General features: G+C 67.2%; 12 protein-coding genes. 7 read left to right on the top strand and 5 right to left on the bottom strand.

Translation table 11 applies throughout. From position 1 onward, the window contains the following. The first annotated feature begins 19 nt into the window (after positions 1–19). From AB4Z00_RS11760 to AB4Z00_RS11750, 3 genes are all read left to right on the top strand, one after another. Positions 20–622: a fasciclin domain-containing protein gene (locus AB4Z00_RS11760; RefSeq protein WP_442046071.1), complete on the top strand. Its 603-nt coding sequence runs from the start codon at positions 20–22 to the stop codon at positions 620–622. A gap of 348 nt (positions 623–970) precedes the next feature. After that, on the top strand, positions 971–3,151 hold the full coding sequence (locus AB4Z00_RS11755) for a TonB-dependent siderophore receptor (protein ID WP_442046070.1): 2,181 nt from the start codon (positions 971–973) through the stop codon (positions 3,149–3,151). A 22-nt stretch (positions 3,152–3,173) separates the two neighbouring features. Continuing rightward, on the top strand, positions 3,174–4,982 hold the full coding sequence (locus AB4Z00_RS11750) for a M14 family metallopeptidase (protein ID WP_442046069.1): 1,809 nt from the start codon (positions 3,174–3,176) through the stop codon (positions 4,980–4,982). A 57-nt stretch (positions 4,983–5,039) separates the two neighbouring features. Here the strand turns inward: AB4Z00_RS11750 and AB4Z00_RS11745 are convergent, their stop codons facing one another. Next, positions 5,040–5,399 (bottom strand): hypothetical protein, encoded by a 360-nt coding sequence (locus AB4Z00_RS11745; RefSeq protein WP_134094335.1) that lies wholly within the window; start codon positions 5,397–5,399, stop codon positions 5,040–5,042. A gap of 141 nt (positions 5,400–5,540) precedes the next feature. Between AB4Z00_RS11745 and AB4Z00_RS11740 the strand changes: the two genes are divergently transcribed. The 3 genes from AB4Z00_RS11740 to AB4Z00_RS11730 all read left to right on the top strand — a co-directional run bounded on the left by AB4Z00_RS11740 (position 5,541) and on the right by AB4Z00_RS11730 (position 9,629). Then, a complete protein-coding gene (locus tag AB4Z00_RS11740) occupies positions 5,541–5,747 on the top strand; it encodes a hypothetical protein (RefSeq protein WP_134094334.1) in 207 nt (68 codons plus the stop codon). Positions 5,748–5,949: 202 nt separating this feature from the next. After that, the gene (locus tag AB4Z00_RS11735; protein ID WP_442046068.1) at positions 5,950–7,389 is read left to right on the top strand and encodes an NAD-dependent succinate-semialdehyde dehydrogenase; all 1,440 of its coding nucleotides are present in this window, start codon (positions 5,950–5,952) and stop codon (positions 7,387–7,389) included. A 452-nt stretch (positions 7,390–7,841) separates the two neighbouring features. Then, entirely contained in the window at positions 7,842–9,629 is a 1,788-nt protein-coding gene (locus AB4Z00_RS11730) for a DUF4153 domain-containing protein (protein WP_442046067.1), read from the top strand. Between the two features lie 15 nt (positions 9,630–9,644). Here the strand turns inward: AB4Z00_RS11730 and AB4Z00_RS11725 are convergent, their stop codons facing one another. After that, positions 9,645–11,345, bottom strand: a complete 1,701-nt coding sequence (locus AB4Z00_RS11725) for a thiamine pyrophosphate-binding protein (protein ID WP_442046066.1) — start codon at positions 11,343–11,345, stop codon at positions 9,645–9,647. Between the two features lie 175 nt (positions 11,346–11,520). Between AB4Z00_RS11725 and AB4Z00_RS11720 the strand changes: the two genes are divergently transcribed. Then, positions 11,521–13,368 carry a DUF885 domain-containing protein gene (locus AB4Z00_RS11720; RefSeq protein ID WP_442046065.1) on the top strand — a complete coding sequence of 616 codons (1,848 nt, stop codon included), beginning with the start codon at positions 11,521–11,523 and terminating at the stop codon, positions 13,366–13,368. Positions 13,369–13,488: 120 nt separating this feature from the next. On the opposite strand, the gene AB4Z00_RS11715 is transcribed toward AB4Z00_RS11720, so the two are convergent. The 3 genes from AB4Z00_RS11715 to AB4Z00_RS11705 form a co-directional block, all read right to left on the bottom strand. After that, positions 13,489–15,690, bottom strand: coding sequence for a glycoside hydrolase family 3 C-terminal domain-containing protein (locus AB4Z00_RS11715; protein ID WP_442046064.1), 2,202 nt, complete (start codon positions 15,688–15,690; stop codon positions 13,489–13,491). Between the two features lie 227 nt (positions 15,691–15,917). Then, positions 15,918–16,709 carry a TetR/AcrR family transcriptional regulator gene (locus AB4Z00_RS11710; protein WP_442046063.1) on the bottom strand — a complete coding sequence of 264 codons (792 nt, stop codon included), beginning with the start codon at positions 16,707–16,709 and terminating at the stop codon, positions 15,918–15,920. A gap of 118 nt (positions 16,710–16,827) precedes the next feature. After that, on the bottom strand, positions 16,828–18,132 hold the full coding sequence (locus tag AB4Z00_RS11705) for a sugar porter family MFS transporter (protein ID WP_442046062.1): 1,305 nt from the start codon (positions 18,130–18,132) through the stop codon (positions 16,828–16,830). Positions 18,133–18,149: the final 17 nt, after the last annotated feature.

Genomic DNA, 18,149 nt, shown 5'->3' with positions numbered 1-18,149 from the left:
GGAAGAGAGGATGTCAGACATGCACGCCCTACCCCGCACGCTTGCAACCGCATTCACCGCCGCCCTGTTGCTTTCCGGCGCCGCTTCGGTCGGCGCCAAGGCACCCGCCGACAAGGCGATGGCCGGCAAGTCGATGGCCAGCAATCCGATGGTCGGCGGCGCTGCCATGTATTCGACCAAGGACATCGTCGACAATGCGATGAATTCCAAGGATCACACCACGCTCGTCTCCGCCGTCAAGGCTGCCGGGCTGGTGGACACTCTCAAGGGACCGGGGCCCTTCACCGTCTTCGCACCCACCAATGCCGCCTTCGCCAAGCTGCCCGCCGGAACCGTGGACATGCTGATGAAGCCCGAGAACAAGGCGATGCTCACCAAGGTCCTGACCTATCACGTCGTGGCCGGACGGATGACCGCCGCCGACATCGCCGCCAATGCGATGGCGCATGGCGGCAAGGCCATGCTGACCACGGTCGAGGGCGAGAAGCTCACCGCCTGGAAGGACAAGGCCGGCGCCTGGTGGCTCACCGATGCCAAGGGCGGCAAGTCCAGGATCACCATCGCCAATGTCATGCAGTCCAACGGCGTGATCCATGTCGTCGACACCGTCCTGATGCCCTGACACGCGTTTTTCCGCATGGGGCCGACTGACAAGAGTCGCTGCCTCATGACCCTCTCCCGTCCCATGGCCGGGAGAACCACACCGCCGCAGTCCTTCGGGTCGCACGATCGACATAGCGGCGCAGTTTCAGGCCCGTGACCGAGGTTATTCCCCATAACTTCCGGTCGCGGGCCTGAGCTGTAAGCGGGCCTTGCAAAAGAGACCGGTGGCCGGGACGGCAACGGGATCACCTCCGAAATTTAAGTGATGTTGCAACATATCATTGACGCGCGAAAGCCGCACTGACAGAAGCCCCTCCGTCAGGAGCGTTTGCGCGCTTCCGCCGCAACGTCACTACCGGGGGTCATCATGTTTCGTTTCGCCAAGGACGGCCGCCTGCTGGCCGGAACCCTGCCGCTCGCCTTTGCGATGGCGCCCTTTCCCGTCTCTGCGGAAACGGTCGAGGAAGAGCAGCGCCGCGAAGAAGAGGTTTCGGGCGAAGAGCGCAGCGGCGCCATTACCGTCACCGGCGTGCGCCAGGCCTATCGCGGCGATTTCGCCTTGTCCGAAATACCGCAGTCGATTGCCGAAATCGATGCCGAGACCCTGCAACGCAACACCATCCAGCGGCTCAGCGACGCGCTGGACCTCAACGCATCGGTCGCCCGCCAGAACACGCTCGGCGGGCTGTGGGACGCTTTCGCCATTCGCGGCTTCACCGGCGACGAGAACATGCCGAGCGGCTATCTCGTCAACGGCTTCAACGGCGGACGCGGCTTCGGCGGCCCGCGCGACGTGGCCGGGATCGAACGCGTGGAAGTGCTCAAGGGCCCGGCGGCTGCCCTCATCGGGCGCGGAGAGCCGGGCGGCACCATCAACCTGGTGACCAAGCAGGCCGAACTGGGCCGCTCTTACGGCACTGCCTCGGTGCAATACGGCAGCTTCGACCGGCTGCGCGGCGAGGCGGACGTCAATCTGGCGCTGACCGGCGGCCTCACCGCGCGGCTGATCGGCTATGCCGAGGACGGCGACACCTTCCGCGACCATGTCCACCAGAAACGCTGGGGCTTCCTGCCGTCCATCGGCCTCTCGCTGGGCGAGCGCACCCGCCTGACCTATGATTTCGAGAAGAGCCGCGTGGAAGTGCCGTTCGATCGCGGTATCGTGGTTCTGGACGGCAATTTCCACACCGTTCCACGCTCCCGCTTTCTGGGCGAGCCGGGAGACGGAGACACGATCGCACGCGCCACCGGCCATCAACTGCGCCTTCAGCACGAACTTGGCGGCGGCTGGAGCCTGCTTGTCGGCGGCAGCATCCGCAAGACCCTGCTGACCGGCTTTTCCTCCGATGCGGAAACGGTGGCTTCGCGCCAGGCGATCTACAGCGATGGTCGCTCGCTGTCGCGCCAACGACGCTCGCGTTACTACGATGCGGACCATTCCGTCGTCCGCGCCGAACTCGCCGGCCTGTTCGATACGGGCAGCCTGCGCCACCGCGCCCTCATCGGGGCCGACTACGACTCCTTCACGTACGACCAGGTGTTCCGCCGCTTTCGCCCGCCGCTCCTGGCGTCGAACCCCGGCGCAGCGGCCGGCTACGTGATCGACATTCTCGATCCCGTCTACGGACAGTATCCCCTGCCCGCCACCGCCGTCATCACTGACAGGGTCGACCGGCAACGCGCTGGTGGCGCTTATGTCCAGGACCAGATCGAACTGACCGATCGCCTGCAGGTTCGTCTGGGCGGGCGCTACGACAGTGTGACGCCGGAAACCGACAACCGCCTGACCGCCACCCGGAGCAAACGGACCAAGGGTCGATTCAGCCCCCAGACCGGCCTTGTCTACAAGCTGAGCGCGCCGGTCACGTTCTATGCCGCTTACGGCCAGGGTTTCCGCGCCAATGTCGGCACCGACGCGGCCGGGCTGATCTTCGATCCCGAGACCAGCGAGTCCCTGGAAGCGGGCGTGAAGCTCTCGCTGCTGGGCGGCAAGCTGAATGGAACCCTGGCCGTGTTCCAGCTCGAAAAGTCCAACGTGCTCGCCAGCGACGCCAACAACCCCGGTTTCTCGGTCGCGATCGGCAAGGCCCGCAGCCGCGGCGTGGAACTGGACCTTGCCGGGCGGCTCCCCGGCGGTTTCGACCTTCTGCTGAGCTACGCCTATATCGATGCGGAGGCCCGTTCGAGCGTTCTCGACCCCGCCTATTCCTTCCAGGTCAATCCCGGCGATCCGCTGGCGAACATCCCGGACCACAACGTCAACATGCAGATCGCGCGCACATTCGCCATCGGTTCGCGCGAAGCGACACTGGGCGGCGGCGGGCAGCATGTCAGCCGGCGGCGCGGCGAAACCGGCACCGATTTCACGCTGCCCGCGCATACGCTGGCCCGCGTGTTCGGCGAGCTGGACCTGACGGAAACAGTCGCCCTGTTCGGCAGCGTGACCAATCTCTTCGACGCGGACTGGTACGCCAACAGCTATACCCCGCTCTGGGTGCAGCCGGGCGCCCCTCGCACCGCCACCGTCGGCCTGCGCGCCCGCTTTTGAAATCCTCCGGGAGACCCTCCTCATGCTGAAGACTTCCCTCGCCTTCGCGGCGCTCTCCATACTTGCCTCGCCCGCACTCGCGCAGCCTTCCGCGCAGGCCAGCCACGCGCCGCCCCATGTCCTGCCCCCGGCACTCGCCTGGTCAGGCGCCAGCGAGAAACTGGTCGCCCGCGAAGACGACCCCTGGATCACCCCGGCCGAAGTGTCCGACTTCGCAGCCACGCCGCGCTACGCGGAAGTGCGCGCCTGGCTCGAACGCCTTGCCCAGGCGTCGCCGCTCATTGCACTGGAAACCTTCGGCAAGACCGGCGAAGGGCGCGACATGCTGCTGGTCCGCGCGAGCAAGGGCCCTGCCGCCGATGGCAAGTCCAAGCCCGTGGTCCTGGTCCAGGCCGGGATCCACGCGGGCGAGATCGACGGCAAGGACGCCGGCCTGATGCTGCTGCGCGATATCGCCCTGCGCGGCAAGGACCGCCTGCTGGACAAGGTGGACCTGGTCTTCGTTCCAATCCTCAACATCGACGGCCACGAGCGCATGAGCGCCTGGAACTTCCTCCATGTGCGCGGGCCGGACGAAAAGGGCACCGTGGGCAATGCGCGCGGCATCAATCTCAACCGCGACTATGCCAAGGCCGATGCGCCTGAAACCCGTGCGATGATCGCCTTGCTGCGGCGGCTCGATCCGATTCTTTACATCGACTGCCACGTCAGCGGCGGCTTCGACATGCAGTACGACATCACGTTCACTTATGCCGGGTGGGGCCGCTATGCGCGCCACCGCGCGACGGCGAACTGGCTGGAGCAGCGCTTCGGCCCCGGCGTCACCGCAGCGCTTGCCAAGGCGGGCCACACCCCCACGATCTACCCCAGCCCGATCGACACGCGCCGCCCGGAGAGCGGCATCCGCCAGAGCCCGGAAGGGCCGCGCTACTCGACGGGCTATGGAGACTTCATCGGCGTGCCCACGGTGCTGGTCGAGAACCACATGCTCAAGCCCTATCGCCAGCGGGTGCTCGGCACTTACGTCCTGCTGGAAAGGGCGATGACGCTGGCGGCGCAAGATGCCCCCGCCATTGCCGCGGCGAAAGCGGTGGACCGTGCCGCCCGCCCGGAAACCCTGCTGACCCGCTGGCAACCGGCGAAGGAGCCGGTGGGCTGGGTCGAGGGGTTCAAGGGCGTCGCCTTCGAAAGCTATGCCTCGCCCGCTTCGGGACGGATGGAGCAGCGCTGGACCGCCCGGCCGAAGAGCCTGCGCATGCCGATCGTCGGCCAGGAGCCGGTGGAAACCGTAACCCTGCCCAAGGCCTGGCTGGTGCCGGCCGCGCAAGCCGAAGTGATCGACCGCCTACGCCTTCACGGGATCCGCATGGAAATTCTCGAACAGGCCCGCGCGCTGGAACTGGACCGGGTGCGCCTGAAAGATCCCGCCCTCCAGGCCCCGCACGACGGCCGGGTGCCGCTGCAGGCGAGGTTCGAGCATGCCCGGGCAACAGAGACCGTGCCCGCCGGCACCATCCGCGTACCGTCCGACCAGCCGCTCGGGCTTCTGGCCGCGGCCCTGCTGGAGCCGGAGAGCCAGGACTCGTTCCTGGCCTGGGGCTTCTTCCCCGAGGTGCTTTCCCCGCCGGCGGGAAGCGAGGACTTCGTGCTGGCGCCGATCGCCGATGCGCTGCTGGCCCGCGATGCGCAAATCCGCACCGCTTTCGAAGCGCGGGTGGCAAGCGATGCTCACTTCGCGCAGGACCCCGAAGCGCGGCTGGAATGGCTGATGGAGCGCACGCCCGCGCCCAACCGGGAAACCGGGGTCTATCCGATCCGCCGGGAGACCTGATGCAGCGCCGGGGCCGACGGGTTTGGAGCGCGGACGCGCCCGGCCCTTCGGCCCTGCTCACTGATAGCGCAGGGTTTTCTCGAAGCCTTCATTGGCCTTGGTCATCTTCGCCAGCTTCCTCAGATGACCGCGCACGTTCCGTTCGAACCGCGTGTCGTCGTAGATGCCTGTCACTTTGTACTCGTCCTGAGCGATCAGTTCCTTGATACGCTGGGCGAAGGCGGCCTGCTCGTTCGTGCAGTCGGCAGACTTCAACGTGCGGCAAACCCATTCCTCGGCCGCCGCCTTGTCGTAATCGTCCTGCGCTTCATACCCGCGCCGATCCGCCGCGGCCTGATCCAGCCGGGAAGCCTCGAACCGGCGCTCCAGCCATTTGCGGACCTGTTCCCCATCCCATGCCTTCGACGGATCGCTCATCTCTATCTCCAATTCCCGCCGCCCTAGCCAGGTTCGGGGCGAAAGGACAGAACCCAAGGTCGGTCCTGACGGGATCGCAGCCGGTCGGGCACGGAACCATCGGCGGCCCCGCTCGCTATTTTCTCAGAAGGAGACTGTTGAATGCTAGGCAAGATCATCGGAGGAATCGCGGGCAAACGGATCGCCCGCAATGTGGCGGGTGTCGATGAAACCGGCGGCGCGATTGCCGGGGTCGTGGCCGCAACCGTGCTGCGCCGCTTCGGCCTTGCCGGGATCGCCGCCGCGGCCGTGGGCGCCTATGCGGCCCGGAAACTCAGCGAAAAGCGGCGGGACAGCAATCTGCCCTGACGTCCTCGCGCCCGCGTTTTCATCGGCGGCGCGCCGGCTGTCCCAGCGCGCCGAACGATGAGAAAAGGGCAAGTCCCGAAACTCCAATTGCACGGCCCATCCGGCCTTGCGCCGGTTGCGGCCATGGCCTCGGCTCCCGATATGGTCGGTCCGGCCGAGCGCGGTTTCTTCCGGCGCCGGCCCCGCCTAAAGGAGTGCAGCAATGGCCTATCCCGATACCCAGCTTTTCATCGACGGGGCCTGGCGCGATGCCGCCGGTGGCCGGACGCTGGCGGTGCAGAACCCCGCAACCGGACAGGAAATCGGCCGCGTTGCCCATGCCGACCGCGCGGATCTGGACCTCGCGCTCGCCTCGGCTGAGCGCGGGTTCGAAGTCTGGCGCGATTTCACGCCCGCCAGGCGCAGCACGATCATGCGCAAGGCCGCCGCGCTCCTGCGCGAGCGTGCTTCCGACATTGCCGGGGTGATGACGCTGGAGCAGGGCAAGCCGCTGGCGGAAGCCAAGGGCGAGACCATGGCAGCGGCCGACATCATCGAATGGTTCGCCGAAGAAGGCTTCCGCGTCTACGGCCGCCTCGTGCCGCACCGCAGCGACCTGTCGGTCCGCCAGATGGTGATCAAGGACCCGGTCGGCCCGGTCGCCGCGTTCACGCCCTGGAATTTCCCGATCAACCAGGTCGTCAGGAAAATTGGCGCGGGCCTTGCCGCCGGATGCTCGATGATCGTCAAGGCGCCGGAGGAAACTCCCGCAAGCCCGGCCGCGCTCATTCGCGCGTTCCAGGATGCCGGTCTTCCCGAAGGCGTGCTCAACCTGGTCTATGGCGACCCTGCCGAGATTTCGGAATACCTGATCGCCAGCCCGGTGATCCGCAAGATCACTTTCACCGGATCCACGCCCGTCGGCAAGCTGCTCGCCAGCCTCGCCGGCAAGCACATGAAGCGGGTGTCGATGGAACTCGGCGGCCATGCGCCCGTGATCGTCTGCGAGGATGCGGACGTCGACCTCGCCGTGCGCAGCGCCGGGCGCGCCAAGTTCCGCAATGCCGGGCAGGTCTGCATCTCGCCGACACGCTTCCTGGTCCACAACAGCGTGAAGGAGCAGTTCGCGCAGGCCATGGCCGAGCTGGCCAAGGGCATCTCCGTAGGTGACGGTCTGGACGCGGAAACCCAGATGGGCCCGCTCGCCAACGACCGCCGCCTGACGGCCATGGCCGAGTTCCAGCAGGACGCCGTGGCACGCGGCGCGCGCCTGCTTGCCGGCGGCGAGCGGATCGGCGAAGTCGGCAACTTCTGGCAGCCGACCGTGCTGGCCGATGTCCCGCTCGATGCACGCCTGTTCAACGACGAGCCCTTCGGTCCGGTCGCCGGGATTCGCGGCTTCGACAAGCTGGAAGAAGCGATCGCCGAAGCCAACCGCCTCTCCTTCGGGCTGGCCGGCTATGCCTTCACGCGGTCGCTCGCCAATGCCGACCTGCTGACGCGGCGGGTCGAAGTCGGGATGCTCTGGGTGAACACGCCCGCGGCTTCCTCGGCGGAACTGCCCTTCGGCGGCATCAAGGATTCAGGCTACGGCACCGAAGGCGGCCCCGAAGCACTGGACAACTACCTCAACACGCGCGCCGTCGTAGTGGCGAACGTCTAAGCACCGGCTTCGCGCCCGGCATGACCGACAGAAGATCGCGAGAGCGCCCGCCGGCGCTTTCGCGATTGTCGCGTCAGGCCCATTTCGCCGTCACCGGGCAAACGCAGCCTTTACCGCGCGGGAGCACCGTCAGCCGACAGCGCGGCAAGTTCGCGCCGATAGGTTTCGAGCATTCCCCTATAGCGAATGCACTCTCGTGCTCCGAAATACACAGCGTATAATAAGATATTGAACGCCGCTTAATTTTGCGATAACTCTCGTGACAAGCAGCAGATCGAGGAATGCCGCATGTCCCGTTTCCCCGTTCGGACGGGCCGCAAAGCCCTTTGCGGTCTTGCGGCCTCCGCAAGGTCGCTGGCCGTCTCTGCCTCGGCCAGCCAGGCGCAACGAACGGGCGAGGGCCTGGGAGACCTTCCCGAGCACCGTCAATTGACCTTCGCGAGAGGACAGCGATGAACAGCCCCCAAGATTCCGCGATCCCGCAACATGCGGCCGCCTCTCCCGAAGCCGAGGCGGGCGAATGGCCGCTGCGATCCTGGGGCCTTGCCCTGCTGGGGGCAGTGGTGGGCCTGGCGATCTACTGGATCGTCCGCCCGGACAAGCATCACGGCGATTTCGACCTGATGCAGACCCGCGTGGCCTTGGCCACGTTCCTGGGCATCGGGTCGCTGATCTTCGGTTTCCTCGTGGAGCGCACGCGTATCCACTGGAGCGCCGCCTGTGCCGCGATCGGCGGAGCGGTGGTCGCGCTGACGATCTATTGGAACGGCCCTTTCGGCAGTCAACATGGCGAAGAGCCCTGGCGGATCGTCTGCGCCGTGCTGGCCGTGGTGATCGCCGCGCCTCTCTTCCAGGCCTGGCGGGACGCGCGCCTGATGCCGGGCTCGTCAGCGGATGGGCAGCGGGGACGCCCCCGGTCGATCACCATTCCCTATCCGGAAGCGCATGGCCACGCGTGGACCAATGTGGTGCTGTGGTGCGCGGCATGGGTCTTCGTCGGCGTGGTCTGGGCGATGGTGCTGCTGCTGTCCGAACTGTTCCGCCTGATCGGCATCAGCCTGCTCAAGGACCTGCTGGCAAAGGATTGGGCAGCGCTCCTGCTCACAGGCGCCGCACTCGGCGCCGGGATCGGCCTCCTGCGCGAGCGTGACGGCATCCTGCGCCTGCTGCAGCGCGTGGTGACGACGATCCTGTCCGTGCTGGCGCCGGTGCTCGCGCTTGGCCTGGTCGTTTTCCTGGCGGCGATCCCCTTCACCGGCCTCGCGCCGCTGTGGGACGCGACCCGTTCGACCAGCCCGATCCTGCTCGGCTGCGTGATCGGCGCACTCTCCCTGGCCAATGCCGTGATCGGGGACGAGGCACCACACGAGGCGCGCAGTCCCCTGCTGCGCGGCAGCGTGGCCGCGCTCGGCATTGCCATGCTGCCGCTCGGCGCGATTGCCGCGATCTCCACCGGCCTGCGCATCCAGCAATATGGCCTGACGCCGGACCGGCTCTGGGCCGTGGTCTTCACGGCCATCGCCTGCGCCTATGGCCTGGCCTATCTCGTCGTCCTCGTGCGCTGGCGCATCCGCGCGGCACCGCACTTGCGCACGGCCAACTTGCGCCTGGCGGCCGGGCTCTGCCTCGTGGCGCTGGTACTCTCCACGCCGTTGGTCAATTTCGGCGCCCTGTCCACGCGCGACCAACTCGCCCGGCTGCAGAGCGGACGGACACCGCTGGCCAGGTTCGACTGGCGCGCCATGCGCTTCGACTTCGGCCGCGCCGGTGAAGCTGCCACCCGCCGCCTCGCCGAAACCGGCCGCACGCCGGAAATCCGCGCCGCTGCGAAGAAGGCGCGGGATGCCAAGAACCGCTGGTCGCTCGACCCGGTCTCGATCGAACCTCGGCAGACGCCCATCGACCCCGCGCGCCTGCTGGTGCTGCCACGCGGCACGGTGCTGCCCAAGGCGCTTCACGGCCAGCTCCAGGGCTACAATGCCTGCGGATTCTCCGGCGCCTGTACCGTTCTCTTCGAGAAGGACAGCGACGAGGCCGTGATCGTTACCAACGACCGGAGCTTCCTCTGGAAGGGCGAGAACGGCACTTGGAACCCCGCACCGGGGCGGCCCAACGTCACCGGCCAGGAGGCCGTCGAGCGCCTCGAAACCGCGCTCAAGGCCGGACGCGTCGAGATCCGCAAGGTCACGCGCCGCCAGGTCTTCGTGGATGGCCAGCCGGTCGGCAGCGAGTTCGAGTGACGCCCTGAACCCGGATCAGGTGCCGGTCTTGCGCAGCCCCCGCCAGGCCTCCCGCACTTTTGCGATGCCGAAGCGCATGACCTGGGCGGGTTCTATGTGCGGCATCGTCGGCAACTCGTCGGGATCGACGATGGCGTGGAGGATGGCCGGCCCCGGCGCCGCCAGGAACTGCGCCATCGTCGCGTCGAGCCGCGCCGGGTCGCTGACGGTGAAGCCCTGCGCGCCGCAGGCCCGCGCGAACAGGGCGAAATCGACGTTGGGGAAAGTGGTTCCTTTCGCGGCCGGGAGCGCGGCCGCCTCCATTTCGAGATGGACGAGGCCCCACTGGGCATTGTCATAGACCACGATCTTCACCGGCAAGTCGTGCTCTACGCTGGTCATGAACTCCCCGAGCAGCATGGTCATGCCGCCGTCGCCGACATGGGCGATCACCTGCCGCCCGCGATCGAGCAACTGCGCCCCGTTGGCGAGGCCCAGCCCGGTGCCGACCGCTGCATTGTTGAACGAGCCGGTGCCCCGCTGCCGCCCGCTCTGGCGCCACCAGTTCGCGGCCCATAGCGTAACCTCCCCGGTATCGGTGACGATGATCGCATCATCCGCGGCGTGGTCGCTCACGGCGCGTGCCACCGCCGGGGGATGCAACTTGCCCGGCGTCCGCGCCGTGTCCGCACGCTTGTCGAGCATGGTGTTCCAATCCGCCCGCGCGGCCTGCGCCTTGGCCAGGAACGCCGTGTCCGTTCGCGCGGGAAGCTGTTCCAGCAGCATCGTCAGCGCGGGGCGAACCGATCCGACAATGCCGAGCGCCACCGGAGCCCGGCGCCCCAGCGCAAGCGCGCGTTCGTCGATCTGGATCACATGGCCGTGGCCGGGCAGGAACTCGGAATAAGGATAGTGCGTGCCCAGCATGATCAGCAGGTCGGCCTCGTTGATGGCGTCCACACCGGCGCGGGAGCCGATCAGCCCCACGCCGCCGATCCAGTGCGGGTGATCGAACGGCAGGATGTCCTTGCCGCGGAAGGTGTGCATGAGCGGCGCCTTCAGCCGTTCCGAGAGTTGCTCCAGCTCGGCCGCAGCGCCGTGACAGCCGTTGCCGCAGAACACCGCGACGGTCTTCGCCTCGCCGATCAGGCGCGCGGCTTCGGCAATGTCGGCGGGTGCCGGCGCGATCTGGGGGCGGGGGCGCAGGGTGGCCAGGCTTTGCACCGGTCCCGGCACGGCCGCGGAGAAGACATCCGGCGGCACGTTGATATGCGCCACACCGCGCTCGGCATAAGCCGCCGCGATCGCCTCTCGGATCACCGCCGGCGCCTGTTCCGCGGCAGATATGACCTGGCTGTAGACCGACACGTCCCGGAACAGCAGCGCCGGATCGTCTTCCTGCAGATAGTCCGTGCCGCGCTTCTCCGCCGGCACGCCGCCGGTGATCGCCAGCACCGGCGCATGGTCCTTGCGCGCCTCGTACAGTCCGGCGACGAGGTGATTGCCGCCGGGACCGGTGGTGCTGCAGCACACGCCGAGCCGCCCGGTCAGCTTGGCCTGCCCGGCGGCCGAAAGCGCGCCGCCTTCCTCATGCCGCACGCCGATCCATTCCACCCGGTCATCGGCATCGAGTGCGTGAGTGAACGGATTGAGGGCATCGCCGACCACCCCGAAAACATGTTCCACGCCAAGCTGTGCAAGCGTATCGACCAGAAGTTCGGCAACGGTTTTCGACATGATGGCTCCTCGAATGACCAAACCTTCCCAACGCATCGCCGCCCCATGCGCTCCTCGAAAGGATAGGGGCGCACCGGCCCGAACCGATGAGGCAATGGAAATCTTCGGCGTGGCTTCAATTGCATTCGTGCGGGCAAGTGGCGTAGGCTTCCGCCGCAACAAAGCGGGAGCCGCCATGATCGACCGTCGCCATTTCCTTGCCACCGCGTCCGCGGGGGCCGCACTCGCCGCCGCCGGTCCGGCATTTGCCCGCATATCCGCGCCCAAGGGCGCCGCTGCCGGTTCGGCCGATCCCGCCCTGGCCGCCTTCATGGACAAGTATTTCGAAGCCCAGGTCGATGCCTCGCCGGAAACCGCGACGCAGCTGGGGCTGGATACCGGGGCCCGCGCCGCGCTGAAGTCCCGCCTCACCGTGCCTACGCTGGAGCAGGAGGAGAAGGACCGCGCCCGCGTCCGCGCGGCACGCGCCGAACTGGGCACTCTGAACCGCGCCTCGATGACGGCGCAGGACGCCATCTATTACGACACCGTCGCGGCGAACCTCGATGCCATCATCAAGACTTACGCCATCCCCTATGGGCAGGGCGGATGGCCGCAGGTCTACCGCGTCAGCCAGGGCGGCGGCGCCTATCTCAACACCGGCGACTTCCTCGACAACCAGCACACCATCAAGACTGCGGCCGATGCCGAAGCCTATGTGTCCCGCGTCGGAGACTTCGCGGATGTCCTTGCCGCCGAAACCGACCGGATGAGCGAAGACTTCGGCCGCGGCGTGATCCCGCCCGACTTCATCCTGAAGAAGACCATCGGATTGCAGGCGGGCATGCTGGGCACGAAACCCGGAGAATCCACGCTCGTCCAGTCGATCGTGCGGCGCACGCACGAACAGTCGATCCCCGGCGAATGGGGCGCGCGGGTGGAGAAGCTGGTTGCCGAGCGGGTCTATCCCGCCCTCCAGCGCCAGAACGACGCCCTGAAGGCTGCTCTGCCCAAGGCCGGCCACGAGGCTTCGGTATCGCGCCTGCCCCAGGGCGCGCAGTATTACGCCAATAGCCTGAACTACATCACCACCACCCGCATGACTGCCGACGAAATCCATCGCATCGGCCTGGAGCAGGTGGCGGACCTGACCGCGCGTTCGGACGAAATGCTGAAGAAGCAGGGCATGTCGCAAGGCACGGTGGGCGAACGCATGGCCTCGCTGATCGCGAACCCGGCCAATGTCTATCCCAACACCGACGCCGCCAAAGTCGAACTCGTCGCCCATCTCAACGAACAGATGGCGGCGATGCAGACCCTGCTTCCCAAGGCTTTCGGCCGCCTGCCCAAGTCCGGCGTGCAGATCAAGCGTGTGCCGCCGGAGATCCAGGAAGGCGCCTCGCAGGGGTATTACAATTCGCCCAGCCTCGACGGCACGCGCCCGGGGATCTACTGGATCAACCTGACCGACACGGCCAACTGGCCCAAGTTCGGCCTGCCCACCCTAACCTATCACGAGGCCATTCCGGGCCATCACCTGCAGATCGCCCTGCAGCAGGAAAGCCCCGCCGCACCCAAGCTGATGAACCTCATGTTCTTCTCCAGCTACGCGGAAGGCTGGGGCCTCTATGCCGAACAACTGGCGGACGAACTGGGCGCCTACGACAACGACGCCCTCGGCCGCGTCGGCTTCTACCAGAGCCTGCTGTTCCGCGCAGTGCGACTGGTGGTCGATACCGGCATCCATTCCAAGGGCTGGAGCCGTGAACAGGCCATCCGTTACTTCATCGACAATACCGGCCGCGCCGAAGGCGGGGCGACCTCGGAAGTGGAGCGCTATTGCTCATGGCCGGGACAGGCCTGTGCCTACAAGGTCGGGCACAACGAATGGGTCCGCCTGCGGGAAAAGGCGCGCACGGCGCTCGGCAGCCGCTTCGACATTCGCGGCTTCCACGACACCGCCCTGGCCGGCGGCGGCATGCCGCTGACGGTCCTGGAACGCGTGGTCGACAACTGGGTATCGGCGCAGAAGGCCGCCGGCTGAACCCCGGGACCATAGGGGGCGGCGTAAGCCGCCTTCGCTGCCTGCCCGCAAGCAAATGGGAAAAGCGGCCTGGATGCACATCCAGGCCGCTTTTTCATGGACGGGGCCGGCTGGCCGGGATCAGTCCTTCCAGGTCCGGCCCTTGAGGCGCGCCGTCGTTACCGGGCCGAGATGTTCGGCATCCTCACCCAGCGCGAAGCCGTAATCGCCGGGAGCGAGCACCCAGCTGCCCTCGCGCCAGTCGGCGAGCAGACGCGGGTCGATGGTCATGGCCACTGCCTTGCCCTGCCCCGCAGCCAGTTCCACGCGCTGGAAGCCGACCAGACGCTGCACCGGCTTGCCCGCGCGGGATACCAGGTAGAGCTGCGCCACCGTGGCGCCGGCGCGCTTGCCGGTGTTCGTGACACGGGCCGTCGCCTTCGCGCCGTCGGTCTTCAGCGCGTCAGCCGCAAACCGGGTGTAGCTGAGGCCGTAGCCGAAGGGGAACAGCGCCTTCTGGCCCTTGCCCGCGTTCCAGCGATAACCGAGATTCGCGCCTTCGATATTGTAGTCCGCCACCAGCCTCTGCCCGTGCACGTCGGGCGCTCCGGCAAAGTCCGGCTCGACCGTATCGAAGCCCTCGATCGTGGCGCGCGGCAACTGGTCGATGCCGGTGGGGAACGTGATCGGCAGCTTGCCCGAAGGATTGGCCTGGCCGAACAGCACCGCGGCAATCGCTTCCGCGCCCCTTGCCCCGGGGTACCAGGCTTCCAGCACCGCCGCCGTCTTGTCCAGCCAGGGCATCAGCACCGGCCCGCCGGTTTCCAGCACGACGATGGTGTTGGGATTGGCCGCGGCGACCGCGGCGATCAGGGCATCCTGGCCGTTGGGCAGCGACAGGTCGGGCTGGTCGAAGCCCTCGCTGGACCACTGCGTGGCGAACACGATGGCGATGTCCGCCGCCTTGGCCTGAGTCACGGCTTCTGAGATGTAGCGGCCGCTGCGATAGTTCACCTGGGCCTGAGGCGCGGCGGCGCGGATGGCCTTGATCGGCACCGACCGATGATAGGCTTCGAACAGGAAGGGCGAGAAATCGTCCTCGCCCCCCTGCGGCACGTTCACGGCGGCGCCGCCCTCGCCCTGCACCTGGCTGGAGCCCGCGCCGGACAGAACGCCGCTGTTCGCATAGCCGCCGATCACGGCGATGCGCTTGGCCGAAGCCGCCAGCGGCAGCACGCCGCGCGCGTTGCGCAGCAGCACGATGCCCTGCCGCGCCACGGCCTCGGCAACGTCGCCGTGCGCCTTGAAATCGATGGCACCGCCCGGCTTCACCGGATTTTCGACCAGGCCGTTGTCGTAGACGGCCCAGAGGATCCGCCGGTTCATGTCATCCAGCCGCCGGGCATAGGCCGGGTCCGCCTTCGCCGCAGCGCCCAGCTTCGCGGCGAAGAACACGTCCTTGTCCAGCTCCGAGCCGGACTGCTGGTCCAGTCCGTTCAGCGCCGTGCCGAGCGAAGGCACCGCGCCCCAGTCCGACATGACGAAGCCCTTGTAGCCCCAGGCCTGCTTGAGAACCTTGTTGAGCAGCCAGTCGTTGTCGCAGGCCGAATGGCCGTTGACCTTGTTGTAAGCGCACATCACCGCGCCGGGATTGCCGATCTCGATGCCGATCTTGAACGCCAGAAGGTCGCTTTCGTGGGCATTCGCCGGAGAGATGACGCTGTCGACTTCCTTGCGCGCGGTTTCCTGCCCGTTGAGCGCGAAGTGCTTGATGGTCGCGATGATGTGGTTCGATTGCACGCCGCGAATGGCATGGCCGGCCAGAGTACCGGCCAGGAGCGGATCCTCGCCGAAATATTCGAAATTGCGACCGTTGCGCGGATCGCGCATCAGGTTCACGCCGCCCGCCAGCAGCACGTTGAAGCCTTTGGCGCGGGCCTCCGCGCCGATCATCCGGCCGCCCTGCTCGGTCAGTTCGGGGTTCCAGGTGGCCGCCTGCGCCAGGCCCGAAGGCAGCGCCGTGGCGCCGTCCTTGCGAAGGCCGAACACATAGGACACACCCAGGCTGGCGTCGGTTTCCAGAAGCGCGGGCACGCCGAGCCGGGGAATGCCGGTGATATAGCCCGCGCCGGGAACCGCTTCGGCCGGCGGCTCGGGCGAAGTCGGCGTCAGCTTGATGGGCATGATGCCCGCCGTGAGCACGGTCTTCTCTTCCGGCGTCATCGCCTCAAGCGTCCGTTCCGCGCGCGCGGAAGCCGCCGCGCCGCGATCCTGCGCGGCAGCCGGCATGGCCGTGGACGCGGCAACCGCGCCGGCGAGAAGAAACGAATGGCGAAGGGTCATGTCGGCGATCCTGATTTCAAGCGGCGGTGGTCGGCCCGGATGGCAGGACGAACGCCGCCATGGCGTGTCTCGAAACCATCGGTGAAGGCGGACAAGCGCGCCGAAAGATCAGCCGATCGCGACATCACAAACCCCCTCCCCTGTTTTCGTCCATCTGGACGAAAAGAGATGCGGGCGAACGCCAGCCGCGTCAAGCGGCTTGTTGCGCCGCGCCGCCGGTCAAAGGATCAGCTCGGAGATTTCCTTGTCGCGGGGCCGTGAACCGAGCCCGTCAGAAGCCTGACCACGGCCTCGGCATGGGCTTCCACGGCCTCGTCCGTCATGAAGTCGTAACCCATCGCGAGCTGCGCCTCCTTCTGCAGCATGAAAGGCAGCTGGATCATGCCGACCATCGCGTAGAGCAGCGAGGGCAGCGGCATGTCCGGCACCAGGCCGCGGTCCAGCAGTTGCGTCAGATTTCCGGTCGTGGCGGCCTGGTTGGCGCTGACGAACTCCCGCACCATCCACTCCAGCCTTTCGCCGCCCGCGATCGTTTCGGAAACGGTGATGCGGGCATGCTCCGGATGCTCGGCACTGTAGCGGGTGTAGAGGTGGACCAGCTTGCGGAACCGCTGTTCGAAATCGAGTTCCGCCTCGGCTTCCACCGGGTCGATGACCTGACGCTGGAGCAGGGCGAACATGTCGCGCACGGCCTCGCGCCAGAGTTCGTCCTTGCTGCCGAAGTGGTAGGTGATCATCGAATGGGTCGTGCCGGCGGCCCGCGCGATGTCGCGCACATTGGCCGCGGCAAATCCGTGCGCGGCGAAAACCTGGCGCGCGCAATGCAGGATGCGCGACCGCGTGGCCTCGGCCCGCGCCTGCGACAGCCGCCGACGGCCGCCCGAAGCTTCGCCCTGTTTCGCCGCCCGTTCCGAAGCGGTGGGCGCGTCCGATGGCTGCTTGTGAATGATGCTCTCCATGCCTTGCCCGATCAGCCGGGGCCCGTGATCGCCCGAAAGGATGCACGAGAGGCCCGACATGCGAAACCCCGCCGCGATGGGCGGCGGGGTCAATTCGGCCGTGACGATGGCAATCCCGATTGCTCGGCGGTCCCTGCGAATGCGCGGGGAGGACAGCCAGTCCCGGACGGATCCTGCCTTACATGGCCTCGCCGATAGCTTCCAGCGATCTGCGCTTGGTCTCCGGGAAGAAGGCCAGCACCACCACGAACTGCAGCGCCATCATCGCGCCGAACAGCCAGAACGGCAGGGCGCGGGCATGCGCGGCAGCGAGCGGGAAGCCGAAGGCGATCACCGCATCCATGAACCAGTGGACCGAGGAGCCGAGGCTCTGACCGCGTGCGCGCACGTCGGTAGGGAAGATCTCGCTGATATAGACCCAGATCACCGCGCCTTGCGAGAAAGCGAAGAAGGCGATGAAGCCGATCAGCAAATAGAGCAGCCAGCCCTGATGGGTGCCACTGCCGAAAATCGTCGCCACCCCTGCCAGCGCGGCCGTCAATCCCACGGAACCGATCAACAGCAGGGTCTTGCGGCCGATCCGGTCGATCACGGTGAGCGCCAGCCCGGTGAACAGCAGGTTGCAGGCGCCGATGACGATGGCCTGCCGGTCCGCCGAAACACCCGTGAAGCCGGCGGCAGCGAAGATGTCGTTGAGGTAATAGAGGATCGCGTTGATGCCGGAGAGCTGGTTGAACGCGGCAATGGCGATCGCCAGCAGCATCGGCCGGTGGTGGCGCTTCCAGCTGAGCCGCGGGGCGTGGCTTTGCTCCTCCGCCCGGCGCCAGACGGCCATCTCGCCCGCCACATCGGCATTGCCCAGCTTGCCGAGCACGGCGGCGGCCTCCGCCTCGCGGCCCTTGGCGAAGAGCCAGCGCGGGCTGTCGGGGATGGTTCGCATCATCACCAGCAACAGCACGGCCGGAAGCGCGGTGACGCCGAACTTGACGTGCCAGTCGAGCGCGCCGAGATGAAGGCCCGATACGAAATAGTTGCTGAGATAGGCGACCAGAATGCCCAGCACGACATTGAGCTGGAACGCGCCCACCATCATGCCGCGCCGCTCGGCCGGGGCGATCTCGGCGATGTAGACCGGCGCCAGTACCGACGACGCGCCCACCGCAAAGCCCGCCAGCACCCGCATGATGAGCAGCATCGGCCAGTTCACCGCCAGCAGGCAGCCGATCCCGGACACCAGGTAAAGCAGCGCGATCACCGACAACGACGCGCGTGCACCGTAGCGGTCCCCCGGAATGCCTGCGAGCAGCGCGCCCGCAAGCGTGCCCCAGAGCGCGCTGGAGACGGTTACCCCGACGCCGGTGGCGTCGAGACCGAAGGCGGTCCGGATGCCTTCCGTGGTGCCGGCGATCACCGCCGTATCGAACCCGAACAGGAGCCCGGCCAGCGCGCCGACCAGCACGCCTCGGAAAAGCGTCGCATTCATCAGGATGTGTCCTTTCC

Origin of the sequence: Novosphingobium sp. YAF33, assembly GCF_052113265.1 — a bacterium.
In the GTDB taxonomy this organism is placed as follows: domain Bacteria; phylum Pseudomonadota; class Alphaproteobacteria; order Sphingomonadales; family Sphingomonadaceae; genus Novosphingobium.
Note: the sequence above shows the minus strand (reverse complement) of the source record. Positions and strands in the feature narration are given on the sequence as shown.

Coding starts and splice junctions, on each gene's coding strand:
- AB4Z00_RS11760 (WP_442046071.1), top strand. CDS start 20: ATGCACGCCCTACCCCGCACGCTTGCAACCGCATTCACCGCCGCCCTG.
- AB4Z00_RS11745 (WP_134094335.1), bottom strand. CDS start 5,399: ATGAGCGATCCGTCGAAGGCATGGGATGGGGAACAGGTCCGCAAATGG.
- AB4Z00_RS11720 (WP_442046065.1), top strand. CDS start 11,521: ATGATCGACCGTCGCCATTTCCTTGCCACCGCGTCCGCGGGGGCCGCA.
- AB4Z00_RS11755 (WP_442046070.1), top strand. CDS start 971: ATGTTTCGTTTCGCCAAGGACGGCCGCCTGCTGGCCGGAACCCTGCCG.
- AB4Z00_RS11725 (WP_442046066.1), bottom strand. CDS start 11,345: ATGTCGAAAACCGTTGCCGAACTTCTGGTCGATACGCTTGCACAGCTT.
- AB4Z00_RS11740 (WP_134094334.1), top strand. CDS start 5,541: ATGCTAGGCAAGATCATCGGAGGAATCGCGGGCAAACGGATCGCCCGC.
- AB4Z00_RS11710 (WP_442046063.1), bottom strand. CDS start 16,709: ATGTCGGGCCTCTCGTGCATCCTTTCGGGCGATCACGGGCCCCGGCTG.
- AB4Z00_RS11750 (WP_442046069.1), top strand. CDS start 3,174: ATGCTGAAGACTTCCCTCGCCTTCGCGGCGCTCTCCATACTTGCCTCG.
- AB4Z00_RS11705 (WP_442046062.1), bottom strand. CDS start 18,132: ATGAATGCGACGCTTTTCCGAGGCGTGCTGGTCGGCGCGCTGGCCGGG.
- AB4Z00_RS11735 (WP_442046068.1), top strand. CDS start 5,950: ATGGCCTATCCCGATACCCAGCTTTTCATCGACGGGGCCTGGCGCGAT.
- AB4Z00_RS11730 (WP_442046067.1), top strand. CDS start 7,842: ATGAACAGCCCCCAAGATTCCGCGATCCCGCAACATGCGGCCGCCTCT.
- AB4Z00_RS11715 (WP_442046064.1), bottom strand. CDS start 15,690: ATGACCCTTCGCCATTCGTTTCTTCTCGCCGGCGCGGTTGCCGCGTCC.